The following is a 15,723-nucleotide window of genomic DNA, read 5'->3' on the forward strand; positions in this document are numbered from 1 at the left end:
GGGCGGCACCCCGGTCCCGGGGATGCCGCCCTTTTGCGTGTCCTTGCGTGCCCGGGGCGTGCCCGGGGTCTACTTCTGCTGCTGCTCCCGGACGGTGTTCCCGGTCGCCAGGTCCACGACCTTGCGCCCACCCAGCGGCTCGTCGAGGGTGACCGTCGTGTCGAAGCGCTTGATCATCATCACGCAGTACCGGCCCGGCTGCTTCTCCGTGCCGGTGACCTTGACCGTCACCGCCGACGAGGACTGCTCCGCCGACGCGGCGTAGTCGCTGCACACCCCGCCCCAGAAGTGCAGGACGAGCTTCCTGCCGTCCTCGCTCCAGGTGTACGACTCCACCTGCACCGGGCCGGACACCGGCGGGGTCGCCGTCGGCTTCCCGCCCAGGTCGCCGCCCGCCGGGGGCGAGGCCTGCTTCGCGATGAACCTCGGGTCGATCGCCGGCTGGGCGATCGTGACCGTGTCACCCTTGCCGCCCGGCGGCCTGGCCGTGAACAGCCACGACGGCACCAGTGCCTGCCGCCCGGACACGGACTGCGCGGACAGCCCGAAGACGGCGCCCGTCACCGTCACCGGCTCCGGCTTGTCCGGCTTCCCCGGGCAGGGCGACTCGCCGCCGTCCTTGTACGGGACCGCCGTCGCGCAGCCGCCGACGCTCACATGACCGGTGCCGGCCCCCTTGTTCAGCTCGTCGAGTGCCTGGGCGGCGGTGACCAGGGGGTAGACCGCGCCCTTCTTCGGCATGTCCAACTGTCCGCTGCCGCCGACCACTTGCGCGTCCGACCCGATCTGCAGGCTCGTCTGCCAGCCGTACGTCGGCAGCGCGTTCACCACGGGATCGGCGGTGACGGCCCGCACGGCCCCGTACACCTTGCGCGCGTCCGTCTTCGCGCCGTCCTGGCCCAGCACCTTGAACACGGGCGCGGCGACGCTCTTCGCCTTCTCCTCCGGCACCGGCCGTGCCGCGGCGGGGTCCGGGGGCGGGGAGCCGTCACGGAAGGAGGGGCACTTCGGCCCGGGGGAGTGGCCGCCCGGGGAGACGGAGCCGGCCCCCGGCTCCTCCTCCGGCCCGGCGGTACCGTCCGGCCCCTTCGGCTGCACGCAGTGCGTGGCGCCCGGCACGCCGTAGCGCGAGTACGACCAGTTGCCCGGTCCCCGCTCGCTCACCTGCAGCGTGGGCCCCGCCGCGTCCGGGCCGCCGCCGACCGTCCAGGTGCCCTGAGCCAGCCGGGGGGTGCCCTGCACGTCGAGAACCTTGGCCAGGGCCGCCACCCGCTCGCGCGTGACCGACTGCCCGGGCAGGTGGACGGCCGCGGTCCGCGGGCCGCCGGGCAGCTCGCCCTCGGCCCGGTACCGCGTGCCGTGGGGGTCGGGCTCGCCCACCGCGATGCCCTGGGAGGGGCCGCCGGAGCCGGCCGTGCGCCCGTAGCCGTCCAGCACGAGCGGCGCGGGGGAGCCGCCGTCACCGGTGGCGCCCGCCGGGCTCCCGCCGCCGTCACCGTCCGACGCCGTGGACGCCCAGTACGCGCCGCCGCCTCCGGCCAGCAGCACGGCCGCCGCCACCGATGCCACCGCCAGCGGCGAGTGCCTCCGCTGCCGTTTCTCGGGATTGCCGCCCGGAGTGCTGCCTTCGGTGCTCACCGCATCGCTCCTTCGCTCCGCTCAATATGTGTACTGCCGCATCCCCCGTGAAGGGGACGTCGCTTGGACGGAGCGCAGGAGCGAGCGGTTCCACCGTCTCTTCCGGTGAGCCAACCGGGACCGTCAGTCGCCGTACTCCGACATCCCGTCCAGCAGCCGTGCCGACCTCGCGGGGACGGTGACCCCGTGGATGAGCGACAGCGGTGTCCGCCCGCCCCCGGCCGGCTCCCCGGCGGGCTCTCCGGCAGGTCCGGTCCAGTGCGGTGCCATGCGCGCGCAGTCCCTGCGCAGCTCGTCCAGCGACTCCGGGTCCGTGCTGACAGTGACGTCCTTCACAGTCTTCGGCATACCCGCACCGTACGCACCGGAGAGCGGGCCGTGAAAGACCTACTATGGGGTAGATATATGCATCAAACGGGGGGATCCGGACCTCCGGGTGCAGGACCCGGTAACGTGGTGTGGCTCTTCTTGTCACCCTCCTCGTTACCTCGCCCCCCAGGGAGCAGACCCGTCGTGCGTATCGCTGTCACCGGCTCCATCGCCACCGACCATCTGATGACCTTCCCCGGCCGCTTCGCCGATCAGCTCGTCGCGGACCAGCTGCACACGGTCTCCCTCTCCTTCCTCGTCGACGACCTGGACGTGCGCCGGGGCGGCGTGGGCCCCAACATCTGCTTCGGCATGGGCCTGCTCGGCCTGCGCCCGGTCCTGATCGGCGCCGCCGGCGCGGACTTCTCCGACTACCGCGCCTGGCTCGACCGGCACGGCGTCGACACCGCCTCCGTGCACATCTCCGAGGTGCTGCACACCGCGCGCTTCGTCTGCACCACGGACACCGACCACAACCAGATCGCGTCCTTCTACGCCGGGGCGATGAGCGAGGCCCGCCAGATCGAGCTCCAGCCGGTGGCCGACCGGGTCGGCGGCCTCGACCTCGTGCTGATCGGCGCGGACGACCCCGAGGCGATGCTGCGCCACACCGAGGAGTGCCGCGCCCGCGCCATCCCCTTCGCGGCCGACCCCTCCCAGCAGCTCGCCCGCTTGGACGGCGACGACATCCGCGTCCTGATCGACGGCGCGACCTACCTCTTCACCAACGAGTACGAGAAGGCGCTCATCGAGTCCAAGACGGGCTGGACGGGTGAGGAGATCCTCGCCCGGGTGGGCACCCGCATCACCACGCTGGGCGCCCAGGGCGTGCGCATCGAGCGCGCCGGCGCGCCGGCGGTCGAGGTCGGCTGCGCCCAGGAGGAGGCCAAGGTCGACCCGACCGGCGTCGGCGACGCGTTCCGCGCGGGCTTCCTCGCGGGCCTGACGTGGCAGCTGTCGCTGGAGCGGGCGGCGCAGGTCGGCTGCATGCTCGCGACGCTGGTCATCGAGACGCTGGGCACCCAGGAGTACGAGCTGCGGCGCGGGCACTTCATGGAGCGCTTCGCCAAGGCGTACGGCCACGAGGCCGCCGCCGAGGTCCGGGCCCACCTGGCCTGACCCTGACCCACCCCGGCTGCCCGGAATGGAATCGACGTTCCGGGCAACCGGATGGGCGGGTGGTCGGAGAAAACGCCGCGGTAGCGGCGGCGTCAGGCGCGGCGCCGCACCGTATAGGCGACCCCGCGCTCCGCCGGGCGCTCGCCCACGTACTCCTGGTCGCGCATCGCGCACCACGCCGGAATGTCGAGCCGCGCCGCCTCGTCGTCGGACAGCACGGTGATCAGCCCGCCGACGGGCACATCCCCGATGACCTTCGCCAGCTCGATCACCGGGATCGGACACCGCTTCCCCAGCGAGTCGACGACCCGCTCGGGTGTCGTACCGGCCGAGGCGGGAGCCGTCCCCGTGGGCGCGCCCAACTGCTCCCGCACGGACCGCACGGTCGCGGGCAGCACCTCCAGGAAGCGCTCCACGTCCTCGGCGGGCGTCCCCCACGGCAGCGAGACCCGTACGTTTCCCTCCGACAGCACCCCCATGGCCCGCAGTACATGACTGGGCTTCAGGGTGCTGGAGGTGCACGAGGAGCCGGAGGAGACCGAGAAGCCCGCACGGTCCAGTGCGTGCAGCAGCGTCTCGCCGTCCACGTACAGACAGGAGAACGTGACCAGGTGCGGCAGCCGCCGCACCGGGTCGCCGACCACCTCCACGTCCGGCACGAGCTGCGGCACCCGGGAGCGGATCCGCTCCACCAGGGCGCGCAGCCGGGCCCCCTCGGCCGCCGCCTCCTGGCGCACGGCCCGCAGAGAGGCCGCGGCCGCGACGACGGCGGGCAGGTCGGGGAAGCCCGGCGCCCGGCCCGACTCCCGCTCGTCCGCCGGGCCCCGGGCGGCGAACCGCACCCCCTTGCGCACCGCCAGCAGGCCCACCCCGGACGGGCCGCCCCACTTGTGCGCGCTCGCCGTCAGCAGCGACCAGCCCCCGGCCACCGGGCCCCAGCCGAGCGACTGCGCGGCATCCACCAGCAGCGGCACGTCCGCCGCCCGGCAGGCCCCGGCCACCTCGGCCACCGGCTGTTCGGTGCCGACCTCGTGGTTGGCGGACTGCAGCACCGCGAGAGCGGTGTCCGGGCGCAGCGCGGCCGTGAATGCGCCCGGCCCGACCCGGCCGGCGCGGTCCACCGCGACCTCGGTGACGCTGCCGCCGTCCGCCTGAAGGGCCTCCGCGGAGTGCAGGACGGCGGAGTGCTCCACGGCGGACACGACCAGATGGCGGCCCACCCGGCGGCGGCCGGCCAGGGCGCCGGCGATGCCGTCGTGCAGGGCGCGCGTCCCCGAAGGGGTGAATACGAGCTCGTCGGGCCGGCAGCCCACCTCCTGCGCCGCGGCCTCGCGCGCGGCATCCAGCAGCAGGCGGGCCCGGCGGCCCTCCCGGTAGAGCCGGGCGGGGTCGGCCCATCCCTCGTCGAGGGCGGCCAGCAGCGCCTGGCGGGCGACCGGGTGCAGGGGGGCGGCGGAGGCCGCGTCGAAGTAGGGCACATACGAACGCTAACGCCCCCGCGCGTGCGAGCGGCCGGCCGTCGCCGGGCGGTCGCGGGCCAGGGCTGCGCCCGGCCGGCGGACTCCGCCCCGTACGACCGGGCGCACCCCCTGCGACCTGGTCACACGCTGCCCTGACGGTCCCGCAGACGCCCCCCGGATCCCCAGATTCCACCCCTTCGGGGACCGGACCGGCGCGTTGGGCACCCTCCCCGCGCGACCCCAAATAGCGTCCAGTAGGGTTTGGTCCGCATAAACATCCAAACCCCTGCCCGCAGCGGGCCGGCGACCGACCAGCGAGACGGCCGCAGCCGGCCGCACGGGCGAGACTCTCGGGAAGGCGCTACGTGAGTCCCAACGGCTCCGACCGCTCGTCGCGGCGCCCGGTGCGGCGGAAGCTGCTGCAGGCGCTGGCCGCGGGCGCTGTCCTGGCGACCGCCACCGGTTGCACATCGAAGGACTTCCCCCGCCTGGGCATGCCAACGCCCGTCACGGAAGAGGCGCCGCGGATCCTCTCCCTCTGGCAGGGCTCCTGGGCCGCCGCTCTCGCGGTCGGTGTCCTGGTGTGGGGCCTGATCATCTGGAGCGTCATCTTCCACCGGCGCAGCAGGTCGAAGGTGGAGATTCCCACACAGACCCGGTACAACATGCCCATCGAGGCGCTGTACACCGTGGTCCCGATCATCATCGTGTCGGTGCTCTTCTACTTCACCGCGCGCGACGAGAACAAGCTTCTGGCCAACCCGGAGAAGCCCCAGCACGTCGTCAACGTGGTGGGCTTCCAGTGGAGCTGGGCGTTCAACTACATGGAGAACGTCGACGGCAACGCCGCCACCCCGGCCAAGCCGCTCCGTGACAACAAGGAGCTCGACGCGATCCCCGACCGGTTCCTGAAGAAGGCACCGCAGGGCGCCGAGGGCGTCTACGAGGTCGGCGTCCCCGGCGAACGCAACCCGCAGACGAACAACCCGGGCCCCACTCTGTGGCTGCCCAAGGGTGAGACGGTGCAGTTCGTTCTCACCTCGCGGGACGTCATCCACTCCTTCTGGGTGGTGCCGTTCCTGATGAAGCAGGACGTCATCCCGGGACACACCAACAGCTTCACGGTGACCCCGAACAAGGAGGGCACCTTCCTCGGCAAGTGCGCCGAGCTGTGCGGCCAGGACCACTCCCGGATGCTCTTCAACGTCAAGGTCGTCTCTCCTGAGCGGTACAAGGCGCACCTGAAGGAGCTGGCGGCCAAGGGCCAGACCGGTTACCAGCCGGCGGGTATCGCGCAGACGGATCACGCGAAGAACGCGGAGACCAAGAACAAGTGAGCATCCTCAACGAACCCCAGGGTGCCGCCGCCGCAACAGCCACGGCAGCACCACCCGTACGCCAGAAGCAGCCCGGCAATCAGGTGATCAAGTGGCTCACCACCACTGACCACAAGACGATCGGCACGCTCTACCTGGTCACGTCGTTCGCGTTCTTCTGCATCGGCGGCCTGATGGCGCTCCTCATGCGCGCCGAGCTGGCCCGTCCCGGCACGCAGATCATGTCGAACGAGCAGTTCAACCAGGCGTTCACGATGCACGGCACGATCATGCTGCTGATGTTCGCGACGCCGCTGTTCGCCGGATTCGCGAACTGGATCATGCCGCTGCAGATCGGCGCGCCCGACGTGGCGTTCCCGCGGCTGAACATGTTCGCCTACTGGCTCTACCTCTTCGGCTCGCTGATCGCGGTGGCCGGCTTCCTCACCCCGCAGGGTGCGGCCGACTTCGGCTGGTTCGCCTACTCCCCGCTGTCGGACGCGGTCCGCTCGCCGGGCGTCGGCGCCGACATGTGGATCATGGGTCTGGCCTTCTCCGGCTTCGGCACGATCCTCGGCTCGGTCAACTTCATCACCACGATCATCTGCATGCGCGCCCCGGGCATGACGATGTTCCGCATGCCGATCTTCACCTGGAACGTCCTGCTGACCGGTGTGCTGGTCCTGCTGGCCTTCCCGGTGCTGGCCGCTGCGCTGTTCGCCCTGGAGGCGGACCGTAAATTCGGTGCGCATGTATTCGACGCGTCCAACGGCGGCGCGCTGCTGTGGCAACACCTCTTCTGGTTCTTCGGACACCCAGAGGTGTACATCATCGCCCTGCCGTTCTTCGGCATCATTTCCGAAGTCATTCCGGTGTTCTCCCGGAAGCCGATGTTCGGTTACTGGGGCCTGATTGCGGCCACGATTTCCATCGCCGGTCTCTCGGTCACCGTGTGGGCGCACCACATGTATGTGACGGGCGGCGTACTCCTGCCGTTCTTCTCCTTCATGACCTTCCTCATCGCGGTACCGACCGGTGTGAAGTTCTTCAACTGGATCGGCACCATGTGGAAGGGCTCGCTGTCCTTCGAGACCCCGATGCTGTGGGCCGTCGGCTTCCTGATCACCTTCACCTTCGGTGGTCTGACCGGCGTCATCCTGGCCTCGCCGCCGATGGACTTCCACGTCTCCGACTCGTACTTCGTCGTCGCGCACTTCCACTACGTCATCTTCGGCACCGTGGTGTTCGCGATGTTCTCCGGCTTCCACTTCTGGTGGCCGAAGTTCACCGGCAAGATGCTGGACGAGCGCCTCGGCAAGATCACCTTCTGGACGCTGTTCGTGGGCTTCCACGGCACGTTCCTGGTGCAGCACTGGCTGGGCGCCGAGGGCATGCCGCGCCGTTACGCGGACTACCTCGCCGCCGACGGTTTCACCACGCTGAACACCATCTCGACGATCAGCTCCTTCCTGCTCGGTCTGTCGATGCTGCCGTTCATGTACAACGTGTGGAAGACCGCCAAGTACGGCAAGAAGGTCGAGGTCGACGACCCCTGGGGCTACGGCCGTTCGCTGGAGTGGGCGACCTCCTGCCCGCCGCCGCGGCACAACTTCCTCACGCTGCCGCGCATCCGCTCCGAATCCCCGGCGTTCGACCTCCACCACCCGGAGATCGTGGCACTGGAGCTCGAGGAGACCCTCGCCGCTGACAAGGCCCTCGCGGGTGGCAAGGAGGCCGGCAAGTGAAGATCCAAGGCCGGATGTTCATCTGGCTCTCCGTCTTCATCCTCGCCATGGCGGTCGTCTATGGCGTGTGGTCGAAGGAAGCGGCCGGTACGACCGCTCTCTTCATGGCCTTCGGCCTGTGCGTCATGGTCGGCTACTACCTGGCGTTCACCGCGCGCCGGGTGGACGCCGGTGCCCAGGACGACAAGAACGCGGACGTCGCGGACGACGCCGGTGAGCTGGGCTTCTTCGCCCCGCACAGCTGGCAGCCGCTGTCCCTGGCCGTGGGTGGCGCCCTCGCCTTCATGAGCATCTGCTTCGGCTGGTGGCTGATGTACTTCTCCGCCCCGATCATCCTGGTCGGCCTCTTCGGCTGGGTGTTCGAGTTCTACCGCGGCGAGAACCAGAACCAGTAGGTTCCGCACGGAGCAGTTCGGGCCCCGCACGCCTCACGGTGTGCGGGGCCCGACGCATATCCACCCGTTTGCGGCACTCCGCAGGCCATGCCTTGCGATTCTTCCTACGGTGTGACTATGAGTCACTCAGTTCGAATCCGTCCGGTGCCGTTCTGCGCCCTGGTGCTGGTCTCCCTGGCGCTGGGGGCGACCGCGTCGTGCGGCGGCTCGTCGAACCCGCTGGCCGACAAGCCCTACGACGCCACGGATCAGGTGGATCTCGCCGGCGCCGGGGACGGCCGCAAGGCGGACCCGAGCAAACCCCTGGAGGTGACGGCGACCGGCGGCGACCGGATCACGGACGTCACCGCCACGGACGCCGCCGGACGGTACGTCAAGGGTGAACTCGACGCCGACGGCTCCCGCTGGCACAGCACCGGCGCGCTCGCGGCCGGCGCGCACTACACCGTGCGCGTCAGCACGGAGGACGCGGACGGCGCCCAGGGGCGCCGCACGATCGGTTTCGACACCAACCCGGCCGACCGGCTGCTCCGGGTCGCCTTCGGCCCGCAGAGCGGCACCTACGGCGTCGGGCAGCCCATCACCGCCGAGCTCAGCGAGCCCGTCCAGGACCCGGCCGCACGCGCCGTCGTCGAGCGCACCCTGCAGGTGCGGTCCCGGCCCGCCGTCGAGGGCGCCTGGCACTGGGTGGACAACCGGACCCTGCACTACCGCCCGCCGGACTACTGGCCCGCCCACGCCACGATCGACGTGAGCGCCACCCTCGACGGCATCAAGGTCGGCGGCGGCCTCTACGGCGGCGCCTCCAAGCCCGTGCGGCTGACCACGGGCGACCGCGTCGAAGCCGTCACGGACGCCGCCGGGCACTACATGTCCGTCCGCAAGAACGGGCAGGAGATCCGCTCCATCCCCGTCACCACCGGCAAGCCCGGATACGCCACCCGCAACGGGGTCAAGGTGATCCTGGGCCGGGAATCCTTCGTACGGATGCGCGGCACCAGCATCGGCATCGCGGAGGGCAGTTCGGACTCGTACGACCTGCCGGTCTACTGGGCCACCCGGGTCACCTGGAGCGGCGAGTACGTGCACGCCGCCCCCTGGTCCGAGGGCTCGCAGGGGGCGGACAACGTCAGCCACGGCTGCACGGGCATGAGCACCGGCAACGCCAAGTGGTTCTTCGACAACGTCCGCGTCGGGGACATCGTCAAGGTCGTGGGCAGCACGGGCGCCACCATGACGCCCTTCGACAACGGCTTCGGCGACTGGAACATGCCGTGGCGGCAGTGGCGCGAGGGCAGCGCCCTGGCCGCCGGGAAACGAGAGGGGACGAGCCCCGCCGACACCGCCCGGCTGCGCCCCCGGATGTAGGTCTCAGGAGCCTTGGCACCCCACGGGCCGGGACCGCCGGCCGGCCTCGCGCAACAGGCCGGCCAGGGCCTCCGCGAACGCCACCGGGTCCAGCGGATGGGTGACGGCCGCGTCCGCACGGCTCCACGTGGCCAGCCAGGCGTCCTGCGGACGGCCGATCAGCAGCAGCACGGGCGGGCAGCGGAACACCTCGTCCTTCAGCTGCCGGCACACCCCCATGCCGCCCGCCGGCGCCGTCTCGCCGTCCAGCACGCACACGTCGACCCGGTGCTCCGCGAGGGTCCTCAGTACGGCCGGAAGGGTGGCGCACTCCAGATACTGCACCGGCGGCACATCGGCCGCCGGGCGGCGCCCGGCGGCCAGCCGCACCTGCTCGCGAGTGCTCGAATCGTCGCTGTAGACCAGCACCGTGGCAGTCGGCTGCATCGTTCCTCCAGGCGTGTGGACACTCATGGGCAGCACAGCTTGTGGGTCGGGCTGTTGTGCGCGGATGCTACTCCGCGAGGACCGTCCGGGAGGAGGGTTCGGCAGGGCCCGCAAGGGCCCGGAAGCGTTCCTTCCCCCCTTTGGGGGATGCTCGCAATGGGCCGTACGAGCAGGGCATACCGTCTTGACACACCGAACGGCACCCCCCGGAGTGAGCGCGAGATAAGCGACCGACATAATGTCGGTCGTGGCGACAGCAACAGCAACAGATACCGGGCACGCGCACCCGTCGGTCAATCGACCGAACCTCACCAGCGTCGGAACCATCATCTGGCTGAGTTCCGAGCTGATGTTCTTCGCGGCCCTCTTCGCGATGTACTTCACCCTGCGATCGGTGACCGGTGCCGAGCACTGGAAGGAAATGGCGTCCGCGCTGAACCTTCCGTTCTCGGCCACCAACACCACGATCCTGGTGCTCTCCTCCCTCACCTGCCAGCTCGGCGTCTTCGCCGCCGAGCGCGGCGACGTGAAGAAGCTGCGCATGTGGTTCGTGGTCACGTTCGTGATGGGTGCCATCTTCATCGGTGGCCAGGTCTTCGAATACACCGATTTGGTCAAGGAGGAGGGCCTCTCGCTGTCCTCCGACCCGTACGGTTCGGTGTTCTACCTGACCACCGGCTTCCACGGCCTGCACGTGACGGGCGGTCTCATCGCCTTCCTGCTGGTCCTGGGCAGGACGTACGCGGCCAAGAGGTTCACCCATCACCAGGCGACAGCGGCCATCGTCGTGTCCTACTACTGGCACTTCGTCGACGTGGTCTGGATCGGGCTCTTCGCCACGATCTACTTGATCAAGTAATCGGTCCTGTCCCGCACCGGACCAACAGTCCAGCATCGACGCAGAAGATCCTGACACCGGGGTAATCCGTGAAAAAGCTCTCCGCACGACGACGCCATCCGCTGGCGGCGGTCGTCGTCCTACTCTTCGCGCTGGCGGTAACTGGGGGGCTGTACGCCGCGTTCGCGCCGGCGGACACGGCCAAGGCCGATGACACCGCCCAGTCCCTCGCCATCGAGGAGGGCAAGAAGCTCTACTCCGTGGGCTGCGCAAGCTGCCACGGCACCGGCGGTCAGGGCAGCTCCGACGGGCCGAGCCTGGTCGGCGTGGGTTCCGCCGCCGTCGACTTCCAGGTCGCCACCGGCCGTATGCCGCTCCAGCAGCAGGGTGCCCAGGCGCCCCGCAAGAAGGCCGTCTACACGCAGGCCGAGATCGACCAGCTGGCCGCGTACATCGCCTCCCTCGGCGCGGGCCCCTCGGTCCCGACGAAGAACCAGTACAGCCCCGACGGTGCCGACATCGCCAAGGGTGGCGAGCTGTTCCGCACCAACTGCGCCCAGTGCCACAACTTCACGGGCAAGGGCGGCGCGCTCTCGAACGGCAAGTACGCCCCGAGCCTTGAGGGCGTCGCCCCGAAGCACCTCTACGAGGCCATGCAGACCGGCCCGCAGAACATGCCTTCCTTCCCTGACACCACGATGTCGGAGAAGAACAAGAAGGACATCATCGCGTACCTCGACACGGTCAACAGCGACAAGACCAAGAGCCCGGGCGGCCTCGAACTGGGCGGCCTCGGCCCGGTCAGTGAGGGTCTGTTCGCGTGGATCTTCGGTCTGGGTGCGCTGATCGCAGTCGCCATCTGGGTCGCGGCCCACACCGCTAAGGCCAAGAAGTCATGAGTAGCCAAGACATTCCAGAAGAGACCCTGCCGAGCACGCAGGGCGACGCGCACGAAGGTGCCGTAGCCGCCGCCGACCCGTTCGCGGACCCCGGGCTGCCGCCGCACGAGCCGCGCATCCAGGACATCGACGAGCGGGCCGCCAGGCGCTCCGAGCGCGTGGTCGCGTTCCTGTTCACCCTGTCGATGCTGGCCACGATCGGCTTCATCGCCGCCTACGTGTCCCTGCCGGTCGACAGGAACATCTACGTGTTCCCGATCGGGCACATCAGCGCACTGAACTTCTCGCTGGGGCTCACCCTCGGCGTGGCGCTGTTCTGCATCGGCGCGGGCGCGGTCCACTGGGCCCGCACCCTGATGTCCGACGTCGAGGTCGCCGACGAGCGGCACCCGATCGAGGCGCCGCCGGAGGTCAGGGCCAAGGTCATGGCCGACTTCGCGGCGGGTGCCGAGGAGTCGGGCTTCGGCCGTCGCAAGCTGATCCGCAACACCATGTTCGGCGCGCTGGCCATGCTGCCGCTCTCCGCCGTGGTGCTGTTCCGCGACCTCGGTCCGCTGCCGGGCACCAAGCTCCGCAAGACCGCATGGTCCGAGGGCAAGATGCTGATCAACCAGAACACGCTGCAGCCGCTGCGTCCCGAGGACATCCAGGTCGGCTCCCTCACCTTCGCCATGCCCGAGGGCATGAAGGAGGAGGACCACGACTTCCAGAAGGAGATCGCCAAGGCCGCCCTGATGATCGTCCGGCTCCGCCCGGAGAACATCAAGGACAAGCGCGAGCTCGACTGGTCGACCGACGGCATCGTCGCGTTCTCCAAGATCTGCACCCACGTCGGCTGCCCGATCAGCCTCTACGAGCAGCAGACGCACCACGTGCTGTGCCCGTGCCACCAGTCCACCTTCGACCTGGCCGACGGCGGCCGAGTGATCTTCGGCCCGGCCGGCCATGCCCTGCCGCAGCTGCGGATCAAGGTCAACGACAAGGGCTACCTTGAGGCCATGGGCGACTTCGCCGAGCCCGTCGGTCCTGCCTACTGGGAGCGCGGATGAGCAACAACACGCATTCGACAGGCGCTGCCGCCCCGGGCCGCCGCAAGGCACCCGCCGGTGAGCGGGTCGCCGACTGGGCCGACGGCCGGCTGGGCATCTACAGCCTGGCCAAGTCCAACATGCGGAAGATCTTCCCGGACCACTGGTCCTTCATGCTGGGCGAGGTCTGCCTCTACAGCTTCATCATCATCATCCTCACGGGTGTGTACCTGACGCTGTTCTTCCACCCCAGCATGGAAGAGGTCGTCTACCACGGCTCGTACGTCCCCATGCAGGGCATGCGGATGTCCGAGGCGTTCGAGTCGACGGTCAACATCAGCTTCGACGTCCGTGGCGGTCTGCTCATCCGGCAGATCCACCACTGGGCGGCGCTGATCTTCCTCGCGGCCATGTTCGTGCACATGATGCGCGTGTTCTTCACGGGCGCGTTCCGCAAGCCGCGTGAGGTCAACTGGCTGTTCGGCTTCCTGCTGCTGGTGCTCGGCATGTTCACCGGCTTCACCGGCTACTCCCTGCCGGACGACCTGCTCTCGGGCACCGGCGTCCGCTTCATGGAGGGCGCCATCCTGTCCGTGCCGATCATCGGTACGTACGTCTCGATGTTCCTGTTCGGCGGAGAGTTCCCCGGCTCGGACTTCGTGCCGCGGTTCTTCTCGATCCACGTCCTGCTGCTGCCGGGCATCATGCTCGGCCTGCTGGTGGCGCACCTGATCCTGGTCTTCTACCACAAGCACACGCAGTTCCCCGGCCCCGGCCGGACGAACAAGAACGTGGTCGGCATGCCGCTGCTGCCGGTCTACATGGCCAAGGCCGGAGGCTTCTTCTTCCTGGTCTTCGGTGTGATCGCGGCCATCGCCGCGGTCGCGACGATCAACCCGATCTGGGCCATGGGCCCGTACCGCCCGGACCAGGTGTCCACCGGTGCGCAGCCCGACTGGTACATGGGCTTCTCCGAGGGCCTCATCCGAGTGATGCCGGGCTGGGAGATCAACCTGTGGGGTCACACGCTCGTCCTGGGTGTGTTCATCCCGCTGATGATCTTCCCGCTGGTCCTCGCGGCCATCGCGGTCTACCCGTTCATCGAGTCCTGGGTCACCGGCGACAAGCGTGAGCACCACCTGCTGGACCGCCCGCGCAACGCCCCGACCCGCACCGCGTTCGGTGTGGCCTGGCTGACCTGGTACATGGTGCTGCTGGTCGGTGGTGGAAACGACCTGTGGGCGACCCACTTCCACCTGTCGATCAACGCCATCACCTGGTTCGTCCGGATCGGCTTCTTCGTCGGCCCGGTCATCGCCTTCGTCGTCACCCGCCGGATCTGCCTGGGCCTCCAGCGCCGCGACAAGGAGAAGGTGCTGCACGGACGCGAGTCCGGCATCATCAAGCGCCTGCCGCACGGTGAGTTCGTCGAGGTCCACGAGCCGCTCTCGCAGGAGCAGCTGCACACCCTCACCGCGCACGAGCAGCCCCGGCCGCTCGAGCTCGGGCCGGCGGTCGACGAGAACGGTGTCGTCCGCAAGGTGGGTCTCACGCGGAAGCTGCGGGTCAAGCTCTCGAAGGGCTTCTACGGCGAGGGGACGCACATCCCCAAGGCCACCGCGGAGGAGTACCAGGAGATCACCAGCGGCCACGGCCACCACTGATCCCCGCCTGCTGATCACAGTCGACTGATCGCCACAGCGAGAGCCCCGTCCATCGCCTGGACGGGGCTCTTCGCTGTCCCCGGTCGTCGATAGGCTGGAGCAGGGCCTCCTTCGGGCCCGCGGACACGAGAGACCACCAGGAGTGTGGACCATGAACGTTGCGACCCCGGCAGGCGGCGAGCGCTCGGTGGCCTACTCCTGGCCCCGCGTACTGGACGCCCTGCTCAGCCGCGTCGACCTCACCGCCGACGACACCGCCTGGGCCATGGACCGGATCATGCGCGGCGAGGCCACCGACGCCCAGATCGCCGGCTTCGCGGTGGCCCTGCGGGCCAAGGGCGAGACGGTCGCCGAGATCTCCGGCCTGGTGCGCGCGATGTACGAGCACGCGAAGGTGATCGAGGTGCCCGGCCCGAGCGTGGACATCGTGGGTACGGGCGGTGACGGCGCCAAGACCGTCAACATCTCCACCATGTCCTCGATCGTCGTCGCCGGCACCGGGGCGAAGGTCGTCAAGCACGGCAACCGCGCGGCGTCCTCCGCCAGCGGCGCCTCGGACGTCCTGGAGAAGCTCGGGGTCAATCTGGACCTCACCCCGCGCCGGGTGGTGGAGGTGGCGCAGGAGGCCGGCATCACCTTCTGCTTCGCGGTCAAGTTCCACCCCGCGCTGCGGCACGTGGCGCCCGCCCGCCGTGAACTGGGCATCCGCACGACCTTCAACGTGCTGGGCCCGCTGACCAACCCCGCGCGGGTCCGCGCCCAGGCGACGGGCGTGGCCGATGCCCGGATGGCGCCGATCCTGGCCGGAGTGCTGGCCGAGCGCGGCTCCTCGGCGCTGGTCTTCCGCGGCGACGACGGACTGGACGAGCTGACGACGACGGCGACCTCCCGGGTGTGGATCGTCCGGGACGGCGCGGTGCGGGAGGAGCCCTTCGACCCCCGGGACGTGGGGATCGAGCTGGTGCCCGTGGAGGCGCTGCGGGGCGCCGACGCCTCGTACAACGCGGACGTGGCGCGGCGGCTGCTGGCCGGCGAGGCCGGGCCGGTGCGCGATGCGGTGCTGCTCAACTCGGCGGCGGCGCTGGTGGCGTTGGAGCCGTCGGACGCTTCGCTCGCGGAGCGGATCCGTGGCGGGATGGCGCGTGCCGCGGAGTCGATCGACTCCGGGGCGGCGCGGCGGGCGCTCGAGCGGTGGGTCGCGGCCAGCAACGCTTGAGGCCGCGGGCCGGCGGGCGGCGCTCCCGCCCGCCGGCCGTTGAGCCGGCACGACCGGTTGTGCCATACTCCTGGCCAGGTCACGAGCGACAGCGATACGGCCCCGGCTTGCTGTCCGGCAACCCTCCTTCCGTGGCGGGGTGCCCCGGGTGATGACCAGGCCGCAGGCAGTGAGGTCTGCGGCAAGCGCGGATCCCTCGCCAGGGATCCTGGTTGTCGAGGGAGATCTCTCCGTGATTCAGC

At 69.9% G+C, this 15,723-nt stretch carries 14 protein-coding genes and 1 riboswitch; of the genes, 10 read left to right on the forward strand and 4 right to left on the reverse strand.

What is annotated here, in order from left to right; translation table 11 throughout:
• Positions 1 to 69 precede the first annotated feature (69 nt).
• The gene (locus AB0F13_RS15585) at positions 70 to 1,638 is read right to left on the reverse strand and encodes a hypothetical protein (protein ID WP_362081183.1); all 1,569 of its coding nucleotides are present in this window, start codon (positions 1,636 to 1,638) and stop codon (positions 70 to 72) included.
• A gap of 123 nt (positions 1,639 to 1,761) precedes the next feature.
• Positions 1,762 to 1,986, reverse strand: a complete 225-nt coding sequence (locus tag AB0F13_RS15590) for a hypothetical protein (protein ID WP_362081186.1) — start codon at positions 1,984 to 1,986, stop codon at positions 1,762 to 1,764.
• A gap of 165 nt (positions 1,987 to 2,151) precedes the next feature.
• On the opposite strand from AB0F13_RS15590, the gene AB0F13_RS15595 reads away from it, so the two are divergent.
• Positions 2,152 to 3,126 (forward strand): carbohydrate kinase family protein, encoded by a 975-nt coding sequence (locus AB0F13_RS15595; protein WP_362081189.1) that lies wholly within the window; start codon positions 2,152 to 2,154, stop codon positions 3,124 to 3,126.
• 92 nt (positions 3,127 to 3,218) lie between these two features.
• On the opposite strand, the gene AB0F13_RS15600 is transcribed toward AB0F13_RS15595, so the two are convergent.
• Complete coding sequence (locus tag AB0F13_RS15600; RefSeq protein ID WP_362081192.1) at positions 3,219 to 4,604, reverse strand: aminotransferase class V-fold PLP-dependent enzyme; 1,386 nt, start codon at positions 4,602 to 4,604, stop codon at positions 3,219 to 3,221.
• Between the two features lie 347 nt (positions 4,605 to 4,951).
• On the opposite strand from AB0F13_RS15600, the gene coxB reads away from it, so the two are divergent.
• From coxB to AB0F13_RS15620, 4 genes are all read left to right on the forward strand, one after another.
• On the forward strand, positions 4,952 to 5,923 hold the full coding sequence (gene coxB, locus AB0F13_RS15605; RefSeq protein ID WP_362081195.1) for a cytochrome c oxidase subunit II: 972 nt from the start codon (positions 4,952 to 4,954) through the stop codon (positions 5,921 to 5,923).
• Positions 5,920 to 7,647 carry a cytochrome c oxidase subunit I gene (gene ctaD / locus AB0F13_RS15610; protein WP_362081198.1) on the forward strand — a complete coding sequence of 576 codons (1,728 nt, stop codon included), beginning with the start codon at positions 5,920 to 5,922 and terminating at the stop codon, positions 7,645 to 7,647. The genes coxB and ctaD overlap by 4 nt, the downstream gene beginning before the upstream one ends.
• A complete protein-coding gene (locus AB0F13_RS15615; protein WP_362081201.1) occupies positions 7,644 to 8,042 on the forward strand; it encodes a cytochrome c oxidase subunit 4 in 399 nt (132 codons plus the stop codon). Before ctaD ends, AB0F13_RS15615 begins: the two co-directional genes overlap by 4 nt.
• Positions 8,043 to 8,159: 117 nt before the next feature.
• Positions 8,160 to 9,410 carry an Ig-like domain-containing protein gene (locus tag AB0F13_RS15620; protein WP_362081204.1) on the forward strand — a complete coding sequence of 417 codons (1,251 nt, stop codon included), beginning with the start codon at positions 8,160 to 8,162 and terminating at the stop codon, positions 9,408 to 9,410.
• 3 nt (positions 9,411 to 9,413) lie between these two features.
• On the opposite strand, the gene AB0F13_RS15625 is transcribed toward AB0F13_RS15620, so the two are convergent.
• Positions 9,414 to 9,836: a hypothetical protein gene (locus tag AB0F13_RS15625; protein WP_362081207.1), complete on the reverse strand. Its 423-nt coding sequence runs from the start codon at positions 9,834 to 9,836 to the stop codon at positions 9,414 to 9,416.
• Positions 9,837 to 10,074: 238 nt separating this feature from the next.
• On the opposite strand from AB0F13_RS15625, the gene AB0F13_RS15630 reads away from it, so the two are divergent.
• From AB0F13_RS15630 to trpD, 5 genes are all read left to right on the forward strand, one after another.
• Positions 10,075 to 10,695, forward strand: coding sequence for a heme-copper oxidase subunit III (locus tag AB0F13_RS15630; protein ID WP_071963529.1), 621 nt, complete (start codon positions 10,075 to 10,077; stop codon positions 10,693 to 10,695).
• A gap of 68 nt (positions 10,696 to 10,763) precedes the next feature.
• Positions 10,764 to 11,573: a c-type cytochrome gene (locus AB0F13_RS15635; protein ID WP_362081210.1), complete on the forward strand. Its 810-nt coding sequence runs from the start codon at positions 10,764 to 10,766 to the stop codon at positions 11,571 to 11,573.
• The gene (locus AB0F13_RS15640; RefSeq protein WP_362081213.1) at positions 11,570 to 12,622 is read left to right on the forward strand and encodes a Rieske 2Fe-2S domain-containing protein; all 1,053 of its coding nucleotides are present in this window, start codon (positions 11,570 to 11,572) and stop codon (positions 12,620 to 12,622) included. The genes AB0F13_RS15635 and AB0F13_RS15640 overlap by 4 nt, the downstream gene beginning before the upstream one ends.
• Positions 12,619 to 14,265 (forward strand): cytochrome bc complex cytochrome b subunit, encoded by a 1,647-nt coding sequence (locus tag AB0F13_RS15645; RefSeq protein WP_362081215.1) that lies wholly within the window; start codon positions 12,619 to 12,621, stop codon positions 14,263 to 14,265. Before AB0F13_RS15640 ends, AB0F13_RS15645 begins: the two co-directional genes overlap by 4 nt.
• 151 nt (positions 14,266 to 14,416) lie before the next feature.
• Positions 14,417 to 15,481 (forward strand): anthranilate phosphoribosyltransferase, encoded by a 1,065-nt coding sequence (trpD, locus tag AB0F13_RS15650; protein ID WP_362081218.1) that lies wholly within the window; start codon positions 14,417 to 14,419, stop codon positions 15,479 to 15,481.
• Positions 15,482 to 15,558: 77 nt separating this feature from the next.
• Positions 15,559 to 15,675, forward strand: a riboswitch (SAM riboswitch).
• Positions 15,676 to 15,723: the final 48 nt, after the last annotated feature.

This window comes from Streptomyces sp. NPDC026206 (assembly GCF_040638465.1).
Lineage (GTDB): Bacteria > Actinomycetota > Actinomycetes > Streptomycetales > Streptomycetaceae > Streptomyces.

Excerpts from the sequence above, each read along its gene's own strand:
- AB0F13_RS15590 (WP_362081186.1), bottom strand. The coding sequence starts at position 1,986 with ATGCCGAAGACTGTGAAGGACGTCACTGTCAGCACGGACCCGGAGTCG.
- AB0F13_RS15640 (WP_362081213.1), top strand. The coding sequence starts at position 11,570 with ATGAGTAGCCAAGACATTCCAGAAGAGACCCTGCCGAGCACGCAGGGC.
- AB0F13_RS15630 (WP_071963529.1), top strand. The coding sequence starts at position 10,075 with ATGTCGGTCGTGGCGACAGCAACAGCAACAGATACCGGGCACGCGCAC.
- AB0F13_RS15620 (WP_362081204.1), top strand. The coding sequence starts at position 8,160 with ATGAGTCACTCAGTTCGAATCCGTCCGGTGCCGTTCTGCGCCCTGGTG.
- AB0F13_RS15645 (WP_362081215.1), top strand. The coding sequence starts at position 12,619 with ATGAGCAACAACACGCATTCGACAGGCGCTGCCGCCCCGGGCCGCCGC.
- trpD (WP_362081218.1), top strand. The coding sequence starts at position 14,417 with ATGAACGTTGCGACCCCGGCAGGCGGCGAGCGCTCGGTGGCCTACTCC.
- AB0F13_RS15625 (WP_362081207.1), bottom strand. The coding sequence starts at position 9,836 with ATGCAGCCGACTGCCACGGTGCTGGTCTACAGCGACGATTCGAGCACT.